Genomic DNA, 19,911 nt, shown 5'->3' with positions numbered 1-19,911 from the left:
GGAGGAGTGGCGGGACCGGGCCGGTCCCGCTGTGACCGTTGTCACCCGCCTGACAAGGAACGGGCCCGGCGAGGCAGGAGGACCGATCGGCCCTTGTCGCCGTCGAGCGGGCTGTGGCTGGCTCGTACCGCGGCCCACCCCGGACGCCGCAGGAGGGAGCGGACGTGATCGGGAGCGCGATCCGCCAGTGGGGGGGTGTCGCCGATGGCGACGCCCTGGTGGCCGTGCTGTGCCACGACCTGGACACTCCGGATCGTCCACTCCCTCCTGCGGTCGCCCACTCGGTGGTGATCGCGACCCGGGCGTTCGTCGGTGCTGAGGGGCGGTTCGAGGACGCCGTCAGGCAGGTCGGGCCGACCCTCATGCAGATCGGCCGCCGAGCCGCGGTCCGCGGCCACAGCGCGGAGCGGCTCAGCCGGGACCTGCGCCAGGTCGTCGAGGACCGGACCCGGCGCGCCGACCAGGTGATCGCCCGGGTCCATCCGCGCGAGGAGCGTGAGGCGCTGCGCGGCGGACTGGAGCGCTTCGTCGACCAGCTGCACCGGGCCGCGCTGGCCGGGCACCGGCAGGTCCGCACGATGATGGCGCTGGCCCCGGACGCACGGCGCGACATGGTCGCGCGCGCGGTCTTCGCCTCCGCCGCGGTGCCCGCGGAGCTGCTCGTCCTGGCCGGCGTCGACCCGGCGACGCCGCATCTTCCCGTCGTCTGGGTGTCCGGTACGGCGGCACTCCCGCCCGGCGAGGATCCCGACGTCCTCGTCGACCCGGCCGGCGGCGCCCTGCTCGTCCCGGACGGCCGGCTCCCCGGGCTCGAGCCGGGGGAGCGGGTGGTCACCGGCCCCGCCCGGCCGGCAGCCGACCTCGCCGAGTCGATCCAGCTCGCGCGCCAGGCGGCCGCCGCGATCCGGGCCGGGGTGATCCTCAGCGACCGTGCCGTCACGTCGTGCGCCGACGTCGCCGCGGAGCTGGTCGTCGCCGGGCGCCCCGCGCTCACCGAGCTCCTGGTCGACAAGTACCTCGCCCAGCTGCAGGCGCTCAAGCCCGTGCGCCGCGTCGAGGTCGCGGAGGTGCTGCTGACCTGGCTGGAGACCCGCGGTTCTCTCGCCGACGTGGCGTCCGTGCACCACATCGCGCGCCAGACCGCCCACGACCGGCTCCGCATCGGCCGCGAACTGCTGGGAGCGGCGATCGAGGAGCCGGTCGCCCATGCGGCGATCGTGCTCGCTCTGCACGCCGCCGTGCCGCGGTGGCGCGAGGAGGTGGCCGCTCGTGCGGAGCGTCGCTGACGGCCTAGGACACGGCCTCGATCCCCTGGTTCACCGGACGTGTGTCCGGACTTCGGGCCCCGATGCGCCCGACCCGTTGACCGTGACAGCCGCAGGCTCGCACGGTTCCAGTGCGCACTCCCCGGAGTGCTGATCCAACCCCCGCAACACCCCGCAACACCCCCCCGCAACACCCAGGAAACAGAGAAATGGAGATCATCCCCATGCGACTCAAGAGTTCCCTCAACGGCCTCGCCGTCGTGGCCGCCAGCGCCGCCGCCGTCCTGGCCATCCCGGTCGGCCCGGCCTCCGCCCTCGTCGACTACACCGTCACCTCCGGCGGCGGCACCAACGCCGTCACTGCGACCAACGTGGGCAACCTGGTCTTCGAGGACACCTACCTCGGGCCGTTCGGCACGCCGGGCAACCCCAGCATGACCTGTACCACGCTCAGCGCCGACGGCTCGGTCAACCCGGGCGGGCACGCCTTCACCCCCACCTCACCCGATCCGGTGACCGTCACCGATGCCGCGGGACAGGTCACCCCGGTGTCCGGCGATCTGTCCGGCTGCACCAACGCGGTGGTCGGACCGGTCACGCTGACCCCGTCCGGCACCTGGAAGCTGGGGCTGTCGTCCAAGTCCGGCAACGGTGGCACGGGCTACCTGTCCGGCGTCCAGGTCCACCTCTACGGTGAGGCGGGTGGCGAGACCTGCCAGGCCGACGCGATCGGCACCCTCAAGGGCGCCTACGACGGCACCACCGGCCGGTTGACGATCGACGCGAGCTACGAGGGACTGGTGCTCAAGAACGTCACGAGCTCCAACCCGAGCGCCCCCAGCCCGCTGTGCAACGTGGTCGGCATCTACGAGGACGACCCGGCCACGGGCTCGGGCATCGTCCAGCTCACTCCGGCCCCCAGCATCAGCTGACCCCTCCTCGAGTGCGCGAGGGCCGGCCCACGCCGGGCCGGTCCTCGCTGCTCACCGGACCGATGAGAACACGGAGCAAGAGATGAGAAAGCACACCTCCTTGGCCCGCGCGGCCTCCGCACTGACCGTGCTGCTCGGTCTGAGCATGCTCGCCGCCCCTGCGCCGACCGCTCACGCCGAGGACACCGGCACCACCCTGACCACCCTCTACGACGCGCAGGGTACCTCCACGATCGGCAGTATCAGCTCCTCGCTGCCGATCGGCCCGACCGTGCTCACCGAGACCCTGGACATCCCGACCTCGAACATCATCGACGGCACGTTGCCGATCCCGAGCCAGCAGGTCCAGTTCAACGCCCTCGGCTTCATCCCGATCCGTGCGACCGTCTCGTTGGTCCAGGTCGGACCGATCACCGGGACCCTGCGCCCCGGCACGGTGCCGCGGAGCAACGCGGTCACCGCGAACGTGCACTACACGATCCGGCTGAGCAACGTGAAGGCGCTGATCTTCGGCATCTGGACGCCAATGTTCGTCGGGGACAACTGCCGGACCGCGGCTCCCGTCGACATCACGGTCAAGACGCCCGACGGCCAGACGTTCAACGTGTTCAGCGGCGGCCCGGTGGCCGGCACCTACACGATCGGCGACTTCACTGGGTGCAGCGCCTTCTTCATCCCGGGTGTCGGCTCACTCGCCATCAACGCGATGGTGCCCGGCAGCAACAACACCATCGCACTGCAGCTGTCCAACGGTCGCTACCCGGCCTAGGTTGGCGTGACTGGATGTTCCGTACTCGCGCGGCTTGCCCACACGACCTGTGGGCGAGCCGCGCAGGCGCTGACATTGACCCCTACGTCCCTCGAGCGAGGAGCCGATCTCCGATGAGCCACTCGATTTCGCACCACTGGAAGGCGCGTCGGATCCCGATCCTGGTCGCGTGGATTTGTCTCATGGCCTTCGTCGGCACCCCCGGCGCCTACTCGGACGACGGCGGGGTGGGTTCAGGTCACGAGCTGCCGCCCGTCGGGAGTCCTCAGGACGGTGCGGGAGGAAGCGGACCGGTCGGTGCCAGCCAGAACACGCTCATCGAGCGCAGCAAACTCATCATCAGGCTGCCCAACCTGCTCGGCTGGCTGATGATCAAGCCTCCCTATCGGGACCCCAACGCCGGACTGCCGCGGCCGAGGCCAAGCCCGGTTCCTGCTGAGTGGCAGTCGGACGTTCCTGGATGTGTGGTGACGGCCCTCGCGCTCGTGAACGACATCTACGCCATCGGACCCTCTCCCGGCGGACGGCCGGTGGGTGCTCTGCCGCCGACCACGGTCAGGACGGTGGCCTTCGGATCGATCCCCGTCAGCGCCACGTTGCAGCTGAGCCAGGTGATCGACGGCGAGCTGGAGCCGTTCCGTGCCGACATCTGGCCGATCGGCGATGCCGCGCGGATCCCCTGCGACCCCGAATGGCGTCGCAAGAATCCCGAGAATCCGGCCTATGTGCGCGGCCGGTTGAGTCTGACCGTGTCCGAGATCGCCATCGACGGCGTGCCGGTCGACGTGGGCAACCGCTGTCGCACCGTCGCCCCTCTGGACATCAACCTGTGGGCAGCGGATGCAGGCAGCTCGACGTCCCCAGACCCTTGGTACCCGGTTCTCGGAGGTCGTCTCTTCCAGCGCAAGGACACGTCCCGGGCCGCTGTGCCTGGTGGCAATCTTTTGCACCCCGCATCCAGCGACCTGACGATTCCGGCCTTCACGGGCTGCCGCTCGGCCAGCGGCGACGACGTCAGTCGCCTGCTCACCGCCGCCATCGCGGGACCTGGCAACGAGCTCTCCGTCCGCCAGGACCCGGCGGCTTCGTATTCCGGTGATCGCAACGATCCGACGGCCTGCGGGGTGCAGAGCGGGAAGGTCGTCTGCCCGCTCGATCCGCCGCCGCCGCCCGCCATCCCCGTCCCTGCGGACTGAGCGAGGCTGGGCGGAGCAGGAGCACTGGGCCGACAAGCCCCCCACAACAGCGGCCGGCGTGACCTCGGGTCACGCCGGCCGCTGTCGTCGTACCCCGTGCCGAGACGCGGCGTTGTCACCCGGATGACAACGCCTCCGAGTCCGACAGCTGTGGCCGTCGGGAGGCCGGGACCGGGCCCGCGGTCGGCACCGTGCGGGCGCCGATCGGGGCCGGATCTTGTCACCCGCATGACAACATCCGGCCCGCATACGCAGATGGTGCGCCGTTGCTCTGGCGTTCTCGTCGCGTCGGTCCTTGACTGGCGACCGGTTCCACCATGTGATGACACTCACTCGGGAAGGGGAGCGCAGTGGACGCAGGGTCCCGGCGTGGCTCGCGGCGGCGCAGGATCGCCATCGCGGTGCTCGGAGTGCTGCTGGCGGCCGTCGGCATCGCCGGCGGTACGGCGCAGGTGCTGCGCATGGCCGCGGATCCCGCGCCGCCCGCTCCCCGCGAGCCGGCCGCCACGACGAAGGCGGCTGCACCCCTCACCGACGTGGCGCCGGCCGTCGCGGTGGACCCCACGGCCGCGGTACGACGCCCGCGGGTCGGGGAACCGAGCGACTTCCCGGGGTCGCTCGGCTCCACCCCGCCCGAGGCGCTCGCCGCCTACCAGCGGGCGGCGGCGGTGCTCGACGCCGCCGGCGCCTGTGGGCTCGACTGGACGGTGCTGGTGGCGATCGGCCGGGTCGAGTCCGACCACGGCCGCGGACCCGCCGTGGGCAGGCCGTTCGACGGCACCGGCCGGCGCGGCGAGGTCACCGACACCGACGGCGGCGTCCTGGACGGCGATCCTGTGTGGGACGCCCCGGTCGGCCCGTTCCGGCTGCTGCCCACCACCTGGACCAGCGTCGCCGTGGACGCCGACGCCGACGGGGTCCGCGACCCGCGCGACATCGACGACGCGGCGCTGGCGGCCGCGGTCCGGCTCTGCGCCGGACAGGACCTGAGCACCCGGCGCGGGCTGCGGGCCTCGCTGGCGGCCTACCACCCGGCACCGGGCTTCGTGCGCACCGTGCTGCGCCTCGCGCACCGCTACGCGCGGCAGTCCGCCCAGGTGCCCGTCGTACCGCTCCCGTCGCCGCTGCCGCTGCTGCCCGAGGACTGCGCCTGCACCCAGGCCCGGCTCCTCGCCGAACCGCGCGACGCGCTCGCCACGACGGCTGCCTCGCCGACCAGCAAGACACCGACGCCGAGCGGAGAGCCGTCGGACGACCCGACCAGCGAGCCGACCGGCGGGCCCGGCGAGCCGACGTCCGAGCCCACGTCCGAGCCGACAACCGAGTCGACAACCGAGCCGACGAGCCCATCCACCGACCCCACCACCACGACCACCCCCGAGCAGCCATGACTCCCCGCGAGCAGCGCACCGACAGGCAGGAGACCCGCCATGGGCGGCACCGTTGAGGTCACCGGACTCACCAAGAGCTTCGGTTCCCAGAACATCTGGAGCGACGTCACCCTGACCCTCCCGCCGGGTGAGATCACCGCGCTGCTGGGGCCCTCGGGCACCGGCAAGTCGGTGTTCCTCAAGTCGCTGATGGGCCTGTTGCGGCCCGAGGACGGGCGCTGCCTGGTCAACGGCGTCGACATGGTCACCGCCAAGGAGTCGCACCGCCTCGAGCTGCGCAAGAGGTTCGGCGTGCTGTTCCAGGACGGCGCGCTGTTCGGCTCGATGAGCGTCTACGACAACGTCGCCTTCCCGCTGCGCGCCCACACCCGCATGAACGAGACGCAGGTGCGCGAGATCGCCATGACGAAGCTCGACATGGTGGGCCTGCTCGGCCAGGAGCACAAGCTGCCCGGCGAGATCTCCGGCGGCATGCGCAAGCGCGCCGGCCTGGCCCGCTCGCTGGTGACCGAGCCCGAGATCATCCTGTGCGACGAGCCCGACTCCGGCCTCGACCCGGTCCGTACGGCGAACCTCGCCCAGCTGCTGCTCGACGTCAACGCCCAGACCGACGCCACGATGCTCGTGGTCACCCACAACATCGAGCTCGCGCGCACCCTGCCCGACAACCTCGGCATGCTCTACCGCCGCCAGCTGGTGATGTACGGGCCGCGCGAGCAGTTCCTGCTCACAGACCACCCTGTCGTGTCGCAGTTCATGGCCGGCGACCCGGTCGGCCCGATCGGGATGAGCGAGGAGGTCGACCACTCCAGCAACGCGCCCCTGCTCGACGACTACGGCTACCCGGTCGACGGCCCGGCCGGCGCGCCCACGATGGTGCGTGCCGGCGCCCGCGCGATCGAGGTGCTGCCGCGCCAGCTGCTGCCCGCCAGCGGCCGGCCTCGGCCCGCGACGGAGCGACACGCCCGCCGGGTCGCGACCGGCGACGCGAGCCTGTACGTCGCCGACGACGAGGAGGCAGACCGACCCCCTGCCGTCGTCCGTCCGGACCCGGTGACCCGGGCCCTCGACCAGACCGGCGCGTTCTTCGCGCTCGGCCTCGACACGGTCCGGTCCACCTTCCGCCGGCCCTTCTCGGCGCGCGCTCTGCTCGACCAGTTCTGGTTCGTCACCAGCGTCTCGTGGATCCCCGCGATGCTGATCGCGATCCCGTTCGGTGCGGTGATCGCGCTCCAGCTCGGCACCCTGACCGTCCAGGTCGGCGCGCAGTCCTTCACCGGAGCGGCCTCCGTGCTCGCGGTCGTGCAGCAGGCGGCGCCGATCGTGACCACGCTGGTGATCGCCGGAGCCGGAGGTGCCGCCATCTGTGCGGACCTCGGCTCGCGGACCATCCGCGACGAGATCGACGCGATGCGGGTGATCGGCGTCGACCCGGTCCAGCAGCTCGTCGTACCCCGGGTCCTGGCCTGTGTCATCGCCGCCGTCCTCCTCAACGGCCTGGTCTCGGTCGTCGGCGTCCTCGGCGGCTACTTCTTCAACGTCGTGGTCCAGGGTGGTACGCCGGGTGCCTACCTCGCCAGCTTCACCGCCCTCGCGCAGATCCCCGACCTGGTCGTCGGCGAGATCAAGGCCGTCATCTTCGGCTTCCTCGCCGGTGTGGTCGCCGCCTACCGCGGACTCAACACCCGCCCCGGCCCGAAGGGCGTGGGGGAGTCGGTCAACCAGTCGGTGGTCGTCACTTTCCTGCTGCTGTTCTTCGTCAACTTCGTCGTCACCACGCTCTACCTCGAGCTGGTGCCCGGGAAGGGAGCCTGATGAGCACCGTCGCCGTCGCGAAACGTCCCTGGTGGGACCGCCGCCTCGACCGGATCGTCCAGTCGGGTCGCGACATCCGCTTCTACGGCCGTGCCATCGCCGGCATCCCGAAGGCGGTCCGGCTCTATCCGAAGGAGATCTGGCGCCTGCTGTCCGAAGTCAGCTTCGGCACCGGTGCGCTCGCCGTCATCGGCGGCACCGTCGGCGTGATGACCGGTATCAGCATCTTCGTCGGCACGGTGGTCGGGCTGCAGGGCTACTCCGCCCTCGACCAGATCGGCACCTCCGCGCTCAGCGGATTCATCTCCGCCTACTTCAACACCCGCGAGATCGCGCCCCTCGTCGCGGCCCTCGCCATGTCGGCGACGGTCGGCGCGGGCTTCACCGCGCAGCTCGGCGCGATGCGGATCAGCGAGGAGATCGACGCCGTCAAGGTGATCGGGCTCGACGCCGTGCCCTTCCTGGTGTCCACGCGGCTGGTCGCCGGGTTCGTCGCGATCATCCCGCTCTACGTGATCGGACTGCTGACGTCGTACGCCGGGAGCCGGCTGGTCACCGTCCAGTTCCGCGGGCAGTCGGCCGGCACCTACGACCACTACTTCCAGCTCTTCTTGCCACCCGTCGACATCCTGCTGTCGTTCGGCAAGGTGCTGGTCTTCGCCGTGCTGGTCATCCTGATCCACTGCCGCCTCGGCTTCTTCGCCCGCGGTGGCCCGGCCGGCGTCGGGATGGCCGTGGGTCGCTCGGTGCGTCGCACGCTCGTGGTGGTCGCCGTGCTGGACCTCGCGCTGTCGATGGCGATGTGGGGGACCACCACGACGGTGAGGATCGCTGGATGAGCGCGGTGATGAGCGCCGGGCGGATCCGCGACCTGCTCCTCGGCGTCGGGTACGGCGTGGTGGTGCTCGCGGTCGCCGCCGGCACCTGGCTGGCCTACAACCAGGTGTTCGTCGAGCGCAGCGAGATCACCCTGACCACCCGCACCGTCGGCAGCGCGCTGCAGAAGGGATCGGACGTGAAGCTCAACGGCGTACCGGTCGGCAAGGTCACCTCCATCGAGCCGCGCGACGGCGGCGCGACCCTGACCCTCGCCCTCGAGCCCGACGTCCTCGGCGACCTGCCGGTCGGCACCACGGCACGGTTGCTGCCCAAGACCCTCTTCGGTGAGCGGTACGTCGCCCTGGTGCGGCCCGGGCAGGGCGGCGCCACCCTCGAGGCGGGCGACACCATCGAGCAGGACTCGTCCAGCGCCGCGGTCGAGGTCGAGGAGCTCTTCGACGAGCTGCTGCCCGTCCTCCAGGCCATCCAGCCCGACAAGCTGTCCGCGACCCTCGGCGAGCTCGCGGCGATGCTGCGGGGCCAGGGCGGCACGATCGGCGAGACCGTCGTCGCGTGGGGCAAGTACCTCGAGAAGCTCAACCCGCTCACCCCGCAGCTGGCCGACGACCTCGCCGCGTTCGGCCGGGTCGCCGAGACCTACGCGGACGCGGCCCCCGACCTGGTCGACGCACTCGACTCGATGACGACCACCTCGCGCACCCTCGTCGAGGAGCGGGCCTCGATGACCAAGCTGTTCGCCTCGGTGATCGTCGCGGCCGACGACACCAACGGCTGGATGGTGGCCAACTCCGGCTCGATCATCACGCTGTCGAAGGAGAGCCGGAAGGCCCTGGAGGCGATGGCGCCGTACGCCGTGCAGTTCCCGTGCCTGTTCAAGTCGCTGCGTGCCTTCATCCCGGTGATGGACAAGACCCTCGGCAAGGGCACCGACGAGCCGGGCATCCACGTCGTGCTCAACGTGACGCCCGACCGGGGGCGCTACGTGCTCGGCAAGGACGACCCGACGTACCTCGCGAAGGGCGCACCACGCTGTCCCTACCAGGACGGCAGCGTGAAGCCCGTCGCCTCGCGCGGCACGGACGGCGCACCCGCGCAGATCCTGCCGCCGCCGAGCGACCGCGTGCAGAAGGTGTTCGCCGAGGCCGCCGGGCTGGGCGAGGCGAACTCGCCCGCCGAGAACCGGCTGATCGCCGAGCTGATGGCCCCGGAGGCGGGCGTCAGCCCGGCCGACTACCCGACCTGGAGCAGCCTGCTGGTCGGGCCGCTGCTGCGCGGCGCGGAGGTGGAGGTCCGATGACCCGGAGGAGCGGTCCCCGCAGCGGGTTGATCCCGACACTGACCAAGTCCCTCGTGTTCGCCGTGGTCACGGTCCTCGCGACGCTGGCACTGGCCGGCACCATCCGCAACAGTGCGGCCGGTCCGTCCAACGAGTACGTCGCGATGTTCAGCGACGCCACCAGCCTCAACAAGGGCGACGACGTGCGGATGGCCGGCGTCAAGGTCGGCACCGTCACGAGCGTCGAGGTCAGCGGCGACCGGGTCGCCCGGGTGCGCTTCACGGTCGCCGACAACGCTCCGCTCGGCGCCGGCGCCCGCGCCATGCTGCGCTTCCGCAACCTCGTCGGTCAGCGCTACGTCGCCCTCGAACCGGGCGACGTCAACGGCAAGCGGCTCGCGCCCGGCCACGTGTTCGGGCTCGACGCGACGCAGCCGGCGCTCGACCTCACCGTGCTGTTCAACGGCTTCCAGCCCCTGTTCCGGCTGCTCGACCCCGACGACGTCAACAACCTCAGCGCCCAGGTGATCGCCGTCTTCCAGGGCGAGGGGCCGACGGTCGAGGGCCTGCTGAAGAGCACCGCCAGCCTCACCTCGACGCTCGCGGACCGCGACCAGGTGATCGGCCAGCTGATCACCAACCTGTCCTCGGTCCTCGGGGTCGTCGAGGAGCGCTCCGGACAGCTCGACACCACGCTGGTCACCCTCCAGCAGCTGGTCAGCGGCCTGGCCGCGGACCGCAAGACGATCGGCTCGACCATCGACGGGATGGGCGACCTGTCCGAGAGCGTGGCCGACCTGCTCCAGGAGGGACGGGCCCCGCTCAAGCGCTCCATCAAGGCGCTCGGCGACCTGTCGGGGGTGCTCGCCAACAACGAGGACGTGATCGACAAGGCGCTCGCGACGCTGCCGACGAAGGTCCAGCGGCTCGCGAAGATCGCCAGCTACGGCTCCTGGGTCAACTTCTACATCTGCTCGATCAAGGGCCGGATCCCCCTGCCCGAGGGCTACTACGGCGACCTCGGCGTGCAGCCGGTCGCGGGGAGGTGCCGCTGATGGCCGCGCGCACGCAGCGACGGTTCCCGACCGCGTTCGCCGAGCGGAACCGGGTGGTGATCGCCGTCATCGGCATCGCCGCCCTGGTCGCCACCTTCTTCGCCACCTTCTACGCCGAGGACCTGCCGGTCGTCGGCGGCGGGACCGAGCACCAGGCCTTCCTCGCCGAGGCCGCCGGCCTGCGGGCCGGCGACGAGGTCCGGGTGGCCGGGGTCAAGGTCGGCAAGGTGACCGGCGTCGACCTGGTCGGCGACAAGGTCCTGGTCAGCTTCCGGTCCAAGGGCGTCGAGATCGGCGACGAGTCGACCGCGGCGGTGAAGATCAAGACCCTGCTCGGCCAGAAGTACCTCTCCGTCGACCCCCTCGGCACCGAGGCGCTCGACGAGCCGATCCCGCTCGAGCACACGACCACGCCGTACGACGTCAACGCGGCCTTCTCCGACCTGTCCTCGACGATCGGCGAGATCGACACCACCCAGCTCGAGCAGAGCATGACCACCCTGTCCCAGATCTTCGCGAACACGCCGGAGTCGGTACGCGGCATGGTCGACGGGCTGACCCGCCTCTCGCACACGATCTCCAGCCGCGACCAGGAGCTGGCCAGGCTGTTCCGCTCGACCTCGAGCGTCACCGACACCCTCGCCGCCCGCAACGGCGAGATCGGCAAGCTCGTCGACGACGGCAACCTGCTGCTCACCGAGCTGGCCAACCGGCGTGAGTCGATCCGGCAGCTGCTGCAGTCGACGGTGACGCTGGGGCGGGAGCTGGCGGGCGTCGTACGTGACAACCAGAAGCAGCTCAAGCCGGCGCTCGACAAGCTCGACCAGGTCGCCGCGATGCTGCGCCGCAACCAGAAGCACCTGGGCGACGCGCTCGAGGTGCTCGGTCCCTACTACCGGATGCTCACCGCCGCGATGGGCAACGGCCGCTGGCTCGACTCCTACATCTGCGGCCTGTTCGACGCGCAGGGCGCGCCGGTCCTCGAGAACGACGTGGTCCGCGACTGCCGACCCGGAGGTGGCTCATGAAGTCCCGTTCCCTGCGCTGGACGGCGGTCGCCGCCGGCCTGGTGCTGCTCGTCGCCGCGGCCGTGGTGGGGGTGCGGATGCTGCGCCCCGGCACCGAGCTGACGGCCGACTTCGACTCCGCGGTCGGCCTCTACCCGGGCTCCGACGTCCAGGTGCTCGGCGTCCCGGTCGGCACGGTCACCAAGGTCCACCCCGTGGGTGGGAAGGTCCGGGTCACGATGCGCCTCGACGAGGGCCGCAAGGCCGCCCGTGGCACTGGCGCCGTGATCGTCGCGCCGACCCTGGTCAGCGACCGCTACGTCCAGCTCACCACGCCGTGGGTCCGCGGCCCGGCGCTGAAGAACGGCGCCCGGATCACGAAGACGGCGGTGCCGGTCGAGATCGACGCGCTCTACAAGAGCCTCGCCGACGTGGGGGAGGCGCTCGGACCCAACGGCGCCAACCGCAACGGCGCGCTCTCCGACCTGCTGAACGCGGTCGCCGAGAACCTCGACGGCCAGGGGGCATCGATCAACACCATGCTGCGCGACTTCTCTAAGGCCTCGGCGACGGTCTCCGGCGTCGACGACGACTTCTTCGCCACCGTCGAGAACCTCGACACCCTCAACCAGACCCTGCTCGACCACGACCAGGGTGTGGCCGGCGCCAACCAGCAGCTCGCCGTGGTCGCGCAGTACCTCTCCGAGGACCGCGAGAACCTCACCTCGGCGATCACCGAGCTGGGCAAGGCGCTGGCGCTGCTCGAGGGCTTCGTGAAGGAGAACCGCGGCGCACTCAAGCGCAGCGTCGACGGGCTGCGCGGGCCGAGCCAGGTGCTGGTCAACCAGCAGAAGTCGCTCGCCGAGGCGGTGCGCACCATCCCGCTCGCCCTGCAGAACTTCATCAACACCTACGACCCCACGTCGAACACCCTGCAGGGCCGCGGCAACCTCAACGAGCTCACCCTGTGGAGCGACGACGGCAAGTCCGCCCGCACCTCCCAGGAGGCACCTCCGTTGCTGCTGCCCGGCCTGGACGGGGGTGAGTGAGGTGAGCACCCGACGCCGCCGCACCCCGGCCGCACTCGTCGCCGCCCTCGGGATCAGCCTCGGCCTGACCGGGTGCGGGATCCTGGGTGGAGGCGTCTACGACGCCCCGCTGCCCGGCGGAGCCGACCTCGGCAAGGACCCCATCACAGTGACCGCCGAGTTCGCCGACGTCCTCGACCTGGTGCCGCAGTCGAGCGTCAAGGTCGACAACGTCGCGGTCGGCCGGGTCACCGACATCGACCTCGGTGACGACGGGCGCACGGCCGTGGTCACCATGCAGGTGCGGCGTGACGTCGACCTGCCGTCGGCGACCACCGCCAGGCTGCAGCAGACCTCCCTGCTGGGGGAGAAGTACGTCGCCCTGGTCCGTCCCGAGGGCGGCGGCGAGACCATGCCCGCCTCGGGCCGGCTCGCCGACCGTGCCGTCCTCACCACCGCCGACACCGATGCCGCGGCCACCGCCGAGCAGGTGCTCGGAGCGCTGTCGCTGGTCCTCAACGGTGGCGGCGTCGGCCAGTTCCAGGAGATCTCCCGTGAGCTGCAGAAGGTCGGCGACGGGCAGACCGCCGAGGTCCGCGACTTCCTCGACCAGCTCGGCCGGTTCGTCGGCGTACTCGACCAGCGCAAGGACGCCATCACCGGCGCCCTGGACGGTCTGGCCCGCCTCTCGACCGTGCTCGACGGCGATCGCAAGCAGATCGCGACCGTCCTCGACGACCTGTCGCCGGGCATGAAGGTGCTCGTCGAGCAGCGACCCCAGCTGACCAAGATGCTGCAGTCGCTCGACCGGCTCTCGAAGGTCACCGTCCGCACGCTGAACGCCTCGCAGAAGGACATGGTCCGCGACCTGAGGGCGCTCGACCCGATCCTCTCCGAGCTCGCGAAGTCCGGCGCCGACCTCCCGTACTCGCTGGAGATCCTGCTGACCTACCCGTTCCCCGACTCGGTGCTCGGCGCGATCCGCGGCGACTACCTGAACGTCTTCATGACCACCAACTTCCGCACCCTTCCTGCGGGCTGTGCGGCGGTTGGCTGCTCGTGGCCCCAACCCACGGCAGGTGGCGGGTCGGCGTCGCGTTCTCGCAACCTCTCCCTCCCCGGGGACGCGCCGCCGACCATGCTGCCGTCCACCGACAGCGCGACCCCCACGACCGGCACACCCACGGTGCCCGGACCGTCGATCCTGCCGAGCGCACCGTCCTCGTCCGGGTCCTCGAGCGGCTCCTCGAGCGGCTCAACGAGCGGCTCAACGAGCGGTTCGGCGACCAGCGGTTCCCCGAGCGGCTCGGCCAGCGACTCCGCGAGCGGGTCGCCCAGCGGATCGTCGAGCGGCTCGGCCAGCAGCGAAGGAGGCGAGTGACGTGCAGCAGCTCACCCGCGGAGTCCACGTCAAGCTCGGCCTGTTCGTGCTGGTCGCGCTCCTCGGCACCAGCTACCTCGGGGCGTCGTACGTCGGCTTCACGCCGTTCTCCGACGGCTACCGGGTCACCGTGTCGCTGCCCGAGGGTGGCGGCCTGTTCGTCCACTCCGAGGTCACCTACCGCGGCGTCCAGGTCGGCAAGGTGACCGCGATGGACCCGACCGACGACGGCGTTGAGGTGACCGCCGAGATCGAGCCGGGCGCACCGGACATCCCGGCCGACTCGACGGCGCACGTGCGCAGCCGGTCCGCCATCGGCGAGCAGTACCTCGACCTGGAGGGCACGACGTCCAAGGACCTGCTCGCCGACGGCGACCACCTGACCGCGGGCCGCGACGCGTTGCCCGAGGACCTCTCCGAGGTGCTGCGGGCCAGTCGCGACCTGGTCGCGTCGGTGCCCTCGGACTCGCTGAACACGGTCGTCGACGAGAGCTACCTGATCTCCCAGGGGCTCAGCCAGGACTTCGGCCGGCTCCTGGAGACCTCGCGGGAGTTCCAGCAGGCGGCCGACGACAACTTCCTGGTCAGCGCCTCGCTGATCCGCAACGCCGACCGGGTGCTGGCCACCCAGGAGGACTCCAGCACCGCGATCGGCTCCTACAGCAAGGACCTCGCGTTGTTCGCCCAGGCGCTCGCCGACTCCGACACCGACCTGCGCACCCTGATCGCGGCGACGCCCGGAGCGGCCGAGCAGCTGAGCCTGCTGATCCGGGACGTCGGCCAGCCGTTGTCGAACCTGATGGACAACCTGATCCCGACCGCCACCGTCTTCGGGGCCAACGCCACCGCGGTGCGCGACGCCCTCATCCGGCTCCCGGAGGCAGTGAGCATCGGCTGGGCCACCACGAGCGGCCGCGGCGTCAACCTCGGCATGGTGCCGACCTTCTTCAACCCGCTGCCGTGCGTCACTGGCTACAGTGGCACGACCCTGCGCCGGGGCACCGACGCGACCGAGGGGCCGCCGCTCAACCGCAAGGCAGGGTGCACCGCGCCGCGCGGCGAGGGCAACGTGCGCGGTCCGCAGGCCGTGGCCGGTGGCACCGGCGACGGGACCGCCCACCGACCGGCCGACGTCGACCTCGTCGAGGACCTCGACGACCTGCTGGGAGGTGGCCGGTGATGACCACAGGATTCGGGTACGACGTGGAGGAGCTCGACATCGACGACGAGGACGCGACGCAGACGCCCGAGCCTTCGGAGCCTTCGGAGCCTTCCGAGCGGTCCGGGCGCCGCGCGATCGAGCTGGGCCTGCTGGTGCTGGCGGTGGTCGCGCTGGTCGCCGGCGTGGTGACCTGGCAGCGCGCCGGCGACCACGACGAGGCGGCCCTCAAGCGGGCCGAGCTGCGCGACACGGTGCTGATCACCGCCCGCAGTCACATCGAGACGATGAACACCCTCGACCACGACGACGTCGACGGCGGTCTCGAGAAGTGGCTGGACGTCACGACCGGCACGCTCAAGGACCAGATCGCGGCCACCGACGCCGAGACTCGCAAGCTGATGGCCGACCAGCAGATGGTCTCCACCGGCAAGGTCATCGACGCCGCCGTCCTCGACCTCACCGCCAGCACCGCCACGGTGATCGCGTCGGTCGAGGTGACGGTTCGCAACGACGCCGACCCGTCGGCCGCCCCGAGCGTGAAGCGCAACCGGTTCGCCGCCGATCTGGTCAAGGTCGGCGGCCGGTGGCTCCTCGAGGGCCTCGACCAGGTGGCGGTGGAGATCAAGTGAGCACCGTGCTGACCGTCGTACGCAGGCACGGGGTGCTCGTGCTCACCGTGCTCCTCCTCGCCGCGGCCGCCGTGGCCTTCTGGCAGGCCGGCGTCGCCCGCGACAAGGACAACGTCGGCAACCACGCCGTCGTCGACGCCCCGGCCACGACCGAGGTCCAGTCAGCCGTGGCCTCCGCGCTGGTCCGGGTCTTCAGCTACGACTACAACAACCCGGGCCCGACCCAGCAGGCCGCCGACGACCTGCTCGACGGCAAGGCGCGCGAGCAGTACGACCTGCTGTTCGCCGCGCTGGAGGAGAAGGCACCCGGACAGCAGCTCGTGCTCACCGCCCAGGTGCAGGTCGCCGCGGTCAAGGAGCTGACCGGCCGGTCCGCGACGCTGCTGGTGTTCCTCGACCAGGCCTCGCAGCGGGCGACCGACAAGGAGTCCGCCGTCTCCGCGGCCCAGCTCGCGGTGCGCGCCACGAGGACGGGGGACACCTGGAAGGTCACCGGCATCGAGCCGCTCTGACCCGCCGCCGTCGGGCGGAACCGTGGGCGTGGCGACCGCTTGTAACTACGTGTTACGTCACGAAAACCGGTGCCCGGACGCCCGGGTAGTAGCAACAACGCCCGGGTGGATGGCGCAGGTGCAGCGACGTGCGACCACCGGCGTCGCGTGAGCCCCGGAGGTCACGAATGCGCGAGTACCAGGGCGCTGTGGCCACTACCTTGGTGCTGTTGCACCGAAATCCGGTACGTAACACGTAGTTACAAGCAGGCGAGCCGTCAGATGACCCCGGCCGCCACCGCCACCTCGCGGTAGGCCGCGGCCAGCGAGGCGACGGTCTCGTGGGCGTTGAGCCCGCTCGGGTTGGGCACCACCCACAGCTCTGCGCCCGACCACAGGTCGTCGATCGTGTCCGGCTGGCGGCCGGGGACGGCCTTGGGGAGCCCGAAGGCGGTGCGGTACGCCGTGATCCCGGCGATCGCCACGACCTTCGGCCGTTCGCGGGCCACCAGCTCGACCAGCTGCTGCCCGCCGGCCCTGAGCTCCTCGGCGCTCAGCTCGGAGGCCTTCGCGGTCGCGCGGTGCACGACGTTGCTGATCCCGATGCCGCGCTCGCGCATCATGGTCCGCTCGGAGTCGCTCATCCCGTCGGCCGGGTCGACCGGCTCGGTGATCACCCCGCCCAGCAGCAGCGCCGGGTAGAAGCGGTTGCCCGGGTGCGCGAAGTGGGTCTGGGTCGCCGCGGTCCACAGCCCGGGGTTGATGCCGACGAACAGCAGTCGGAGCACCTGGCCGGGTGCGTTCGGGAGCAGGTCGGGGACCACGGCGTCGCGGTAGGACTCGAGCTCGGCCCGGGAGAAGGTACGGCGCGCCCTGTCGTTCATGGGGCCGAGCCTGTCACGACGCCTGCGACAATCCGTTGGTGCCCAACGAGCCGGGACCGTGGAACACCTTCGTCGAGGGCGACAACCTCGACGTCCTCGCGTCGCTGCCCTCGGCGTCGTACGACCTCATCTACCTCGACCCGCCCTACAACACCGGCAACGACTTCGCCTACCACGACGACTTCCGCGGTGAGCGGGGCGCGGGCGCGGCCGGCCGGCACGCCGCCTGGGTGGCCTACCTGCGGCCGCGGATCGAGGCGGGCCACCGGGTGCTCGCCGAGACCGGGGCGCTGTTCGTCAGCATCGACGACCACGAGGTCGCGCACCTGCGGCTGCTCCTCGACGAGGTCTACGGCGAGGCCAACTTCCTCGCGCAGGTGGTGGTCAACCTCAACCCGAAGGGCCGTCAGCTGGGGAAGGGGTTCGCGACCTCGCACGAGTACCTGCTCGTCTACGCCAAGGACGTCGCCCGCTGCGTGCTCGACGCGACGTCGACGACGACCGTGGTCGAGGCGGACTTCCCGCTCGAGGCACCCGACGGGCGCCGTTACCGGCGGCTGCCGCTGCGCAACACCAACAAGAAGTTCAACCCGCTCTCGGCGCCGACCCTGCACTTCCCGGTCTGGGGGGACCCGGCGACGGGCCGGGTCGCCACGACGCCGTTCCCGGGCGCCGAGGAGATCAAGCCCGTGTTCGGGGACGGTACGCCGGCCGTGTGGCGCTGGTCCCGGCCCCGGATCGACGAGCGGCCCGACGACCTCGAGTGCCGCGTAGTACGCGGCACCCGGGGCGACCGGGTCGACGTCTACCAGCGCGACTGGCGCCACCCCGTCGGCGGGCGCCGCAAGAAGCTGCCGACCATTTGGCTCGCCGAGGAGGTCGGATCCACCGACACCGCGGTCGCCGAGCTCAAGGACCTGGTCGGCCACGTCTTCGAGTCGCCCAAGCCGACCGGCCTCCTGCTGCGCGTCATCGGCACCATGCCCGACGACGCCCGGGTCCTCGACTACTTCGCCGGCAGCGGCACCACCGGGCACGCCGTCGCCCTCGCGAACGCGGCCGACGGCGGCCGTCGTACCTGTCTCTCGGTCAACTCCGCCGAGCCCACCCGCCCCGGCTCCAACGCCGAGCGCGCGGGCCACCCGACCGTCTCGTCGGTGACCCGCGCCCGGCTCCGGGCGGTCGCCGAGCGCGTCGGCGGCGGGTACGCCGAGCTCAGCTGACGCCGGCGGCCTTCTCCAGCGCGGCGAGCTCGTCGTCGAGGAAGGTCAGCAGACGCTGCAGGTGCGGCACGGTACGGCGGCAGCCGGTGAGGCCGAAGCCCATGTTGCCGGCGTACGACGTACAGGTGATGTTGAGCGCCATGCCGTTGATCGGGATGGAGACGGGGTAGTTGCCGACCAGCTGCGCGCCGTTCCAGTAGTGCGGCACCCGCGGCCCGGGCACGTTGCTGATGATGAGGTTGTACGGCGGCCGCACGATGCCCTGCATCTTCAGCATCGGCACCACGATCGAGGGCGCCATCCCGATCGCGCTCATCGCCACGATCTGGTTGGGCGTCATCGAGGAGAGCGCCTCCTTGCCGTCCTTCATCGACTGGCTGATGGTGCGCAGCCGGTCGGCCGGGTCGGCCTTGTCGGTGGCCAGGCGCACCATCACCGAGCCGATCGCGTTGCCGCCGTCAGCAGACGCGGTGCCGGCCTGCTTGGCCTTGAGGCCGACCGGGACCATCGAGACCATCGACTGCTCGGGCAGCGCGTCCAGCTCGGTGAGGTAGGTCCGCATCGCGCCGCTGCACATGGCGAGCACGACGTCGTTGATCGTCGTACCGGTGGCCTTGCCGACGCCGCGGATCCGCTCCACCGGCCAGTCCTGGGCGGCGAAGCGGCGGGCGCCGGTGATCGACTGGTTGAAGATCGTGCGCGGCGCCGCGAGCGAGACGGCCGAGGTCTCGTTCTTGAGGCCCTTGCGCAGGGTCTTGACCAGCGCCATCGGCATCCCGGCCGCGTCCGCGCTGATCGACAGGGCCGTGCGCACGGCGTCGCCGGGCAGGTCGGCGAGGGTGCGGGCGGCCGTGGTGGCGGCGCCGACCGCGGCGGCGGGAAGCGAGTCGGCGCTCTCGGGCTCCGGCTTCCGCCTGCGCGCCGCACCCTCGGCGAAGGGGGCGGGCATGGAGCGGCGCTCGGCGTCGGAGGAGAGCGTGCTGGCCATCAGCCGCATCGCGGAGATGCCGTCGACGAGGGCGTGGTGGAGCTTGGTGTACATCGCGACCCGGCCGTCGGCGAGGCCCTCGATCACGTGGGTCTCCCACAGCGGCCGCTCCCACGCCAGCCGCGTGGAGTGCAGCCGGCCGACCAGCTCGAGCAGCTCGCGGACCCGGCCCGGCTGGGGGAGCGCGCTGTGCCGCACGTGGTGCTCGATGTCGAACTGCTCGTCGTCGCGCCAGACCAGCGTGCCGCCGGTCTTGACCGAGCGGTAGGGGTGCTTGAGAAACAGGGGCGCGATCCGCTCCGTGTCCCGCATCGACTCGAACATCTCCCGCACGTAGTCCGGCCCCGCGTCCGCGGGCGGCTCGAAGAGCTGCAGCCCGCCGACGTGCATCGGCATGTTGCGGTTCTCCGCGAGCAGGAACGCCGCGGAGGTCGGGTCGATCAAACGGTTGCCGGGAACGGAGACCACGGAGCAGCCCCTTTCGTCGCAGGTGGCCCCGATCCTTGCGCGTCGTGACGGTCGCCACAAGCGAATCGGGGAGCGCGGCGAGGCGTGACCTGCCCCTGCATGGGGTAGGAA

Annotated in this window: 18 protein-coding genes and 1 pseudogene; 17 read left to right on the top strand and 2 right to left on the bottom strand. The window is 71.3% G+C overall.

Annotated elements, in window-relative coordinates; genetic code table 11:
- Positions 1 to 164 precede the first annotated feature (164 nt).
- The 16 genes and pseudogenes from QI633_RS21325 (at position 165) to QI633_RS21250 (ending at position 16,258) form a co-directional block, all read left to right on the top strand.
- The gene (locus QI633_RS21325; RefSeq protein WP_282427000.1) at positions 165 to 1,286 is read left to right on the top strand and encodes a helix-turn-helix domain-containing protein; all 1,122 of its coding nucleotides are present in this window, start codon (positions 165 to 167) and stop codon (positions 1,284 to 1,286) included.
- A 203-nt stretch (positions 1,287 to 1,489) separates the two neighbouring features.
- The gene (locus QI633_RS21320; RefSeq protein ID WP_282426999.1) at positions 1,490 to 2,197 is read left to right on the top strand and encodes a hypothetical protein; all 708 of its coding nucleotides are present in this window, start codon (positions 1,490 to 1,492) and stop codon (positions 2,195 to 2,197) included.
- A gap of 82 nt (positions 2,198 to 2,279) precedes the next feature.
- Entirely contained in the window at positions 2,280 to 2,966 is a 687-nt protein-coding gene (locus QI633_RS21315; RefSeq protein WP_282426998.1) for a hypothetical protein, read from the top strand.
- Between the two features lie 113 nt (positions 2,967 to 3,079).
- Positions 3,080 to 4,162 carry a hypothetical protein gene (locus QI633_RS21310; protein WP_141797535.1) on the top strand — a complete coding sequence of 361 codons (1,083 nt, stop codon included), beginning with the start codon at positions 3,080 to 3,082 and terminating at the stop codon, positions 4,160 to 4,162.
- A gap of 350 nt (positions 4,163 to 4,512) precedes the next feature.
- Positions 4,513 to 5,553 (top strand): lytic transglycosylase domain-containing protein, encoded by a 1,041-nt coding sequence (locus QI633_RS21305; protein ID WP_141797536.1) that lies wholly within the window; start codon positions 4,513 to 4,515, stop codon positions 5,551 to 5,553.
- 39 nt (positions 5,554 to 5,592) lie between these two features.
- Positions 5,593 to 6,081, top strand: a pseudogene (locus QI633_RS21300) (ATP-binding cassette domain-containing protein); the annotation flags it as partial.
- Positions 6,082 to 6,606: 525 nt separating this feature from the next.
- Positions 6,607 to 7,368, top strand: coding sequence for an ABC transporter permease (locus QI633_RS21295; protein ID WP_260806568.1), 762 nt, complete (start codon positions 6,607 to 6,609; stop codon positions 7,366 to 7,368).
- Positions 7,368 to 8,207, top strand: a complete 840-nt coding sequence (locus tag QI633_RS21290) for an ABC transporter permease (RefSeq protein WP_141797538.1) — start codon at positions 7,368 to 7,370, stop codon at positions 8,205 to 8,207. Before QI633_RS21295 ends, QI633_RS21290 begins: the two co-directional genes overlap by 1 nt.
- Positions 8,204 to 9,505, top strand: a complete 1,302-nt coding sequence (locus QI633_RS21285; RefSeq protein ID WP_282426997.1) for an MCE family protein — start codon at positions 8,204 to 8,206, stop codon at positions 9,503 to 9,505. Before QI633_RS21290 ends, QI633_RS21285 begins: the two co-directional genes overlap by 4 nt.
- Positions 9,502 to 10,539 (top strand): MlaD family protein, encoded by a 1,038-nt coding sequence (locus tag QI633_RS21280; protein WP_282426996.1) that lies wholly within the window; start codon positions 9,502 to 9,504, stop codon positions 10,537 to 10,539. The genes QI633_RS21285 and QI633_RS21280 overlap by 4 nt, the downstream gene beginning before the upstream one ends.
- Positions 10,539 to 11,567 (top strand): MCE family protein, encoded by a 1,029-nt coding sequence (locus QI633_RS21275; RefSeq protein WP_141797541.1) that lies wholly within the window; start codon positions 10,539 to 10,541, stop codon positions 11,565 to 11,567. Before QI633_RS21280 ends, QI633_RS21275 begins: the two co-directional genes overlap by 1 nt.
- Complete coding sequence (locus QI633_RS21270; protein WP_141797542.1) at positions 11,564 to 12,595, top strand: MCE family protein; 1,032 nt, start codon at positions 11,564 to 11,566, stop codon at positions 12,593 to 12,595. Before QI633_RS21275 ends, QI633_RS21270 begins: the two co-directional genes overlap by 4 nt.
- Position 12,596: 1 nt before the next feature.
- A complete protein-coding gene (locus tag QI633_RS21265) occupies positions 12,597 to 13,955 on the top strand; it encodes an MCE family protein (RefSeq protein ID WP_222117766.1) in 1,359 nt (452 codons plus the stop codon).
- A gap of 1 nt (position 13,956) precedes the next feature.
- Positions 13,957 to 15,135 (top strand): MlaD family protein, encoded by a 1,179-nt coding sequence (locus QI633_RS21260; protein ID WP_141797543.1) that lies wholly within the window; start codon positions 13,957 to 13,959, stop codon positions 15,133 to 15,135.
- Complete coding sequence (locus QI633_RS21255; RefSeq protein ID WP_282426995.1) at positions 15,135 to 15,746, top strand: hypothetical protein; 612 nt, start codon at positions 15,135 to 15,137, stop codon at positions 15,744 to 15,746. The genes QI633_RS21260 and QI633_RS21255 overlap by 1 nt, the downstream gene beginning before the upstream one ends.
- A complete protein-coding gene (locus tag QI633_RS21250; protein ID WP_141797545.1) occupies positions 15,743 to 16,258 on the top strand; it encodes a hypothetical protein in 516 nt (171 codons plus the stop codon). Before QI633_RS21255 ends, QI633_RS21250 begins: the two co-directional genes overlap by 4 nt.
- A 257-nt stretch (positions 16,259 to 16,515) precedes the next feature.
- On the opposite strand, the gene QI633_RS21245 is transcribed toward QI633_RS21250, so the two are convergent.
- Positions 16,516 to 17,121: a mismatch-specific DNA-glycosylase gene (locus QI633_RS21245; protein ID WP_141797546.1), complete on the bottom strand. Its 606-nt coding sequence runs from the start codon at positions 17,119 to 17,121 to the stop codon at positions 16,516 to 16,518.
- 38 nt (positions 17,122 to 17,159) lie between these two features.
- Between QI633_RS21245 and QI633_RS21240 the strand changes: the two genes are divergently transcribed.
- A complete protein-coding gene (locus QI633_RS21240) occupies positions 17,160 to 18,344 on the top strand; it encodes a DNA methyltransferase (protein WP_282426994.1) in 1,185 nt (394 codons plus the stop codon).
- Here QI633_RS21240 and QI633_RS21235 read toward each other — a convergent pair.
- Positions 18,337 to 19,800, bottom strand: coding sequence for a wax ester/triacylglycerol synthase family O-acyltransferase (locus tag QI633_RS21235; protein ID WP_282426993.1), 1,464 nt, complete (start codon positions 19,798 to 19,800; stop codon positions 18,337 to 18,339). The two genes, QI633_RS21240 and QI633_RS21235, sit on opposite strands and share 8 nt — an antisense overlap.
- Positions 19,801 to 19,911: the final 111 nt, after the last annotated feature.

Origin of the sequence: Nocardioides sp. QY071, assembly GCF_029961765.1 — a bacterium.
Taxonomy (GTDB): Bacteria; Actinomycetota; Actinomycetes; order Propionibacteriales; family Nocardioidaceae; genus Nocardioides.
Note: the sequence above shows the minus strand (reverse complement) of the source record. Positions and strands in the feature narration are given on the sequence as shown.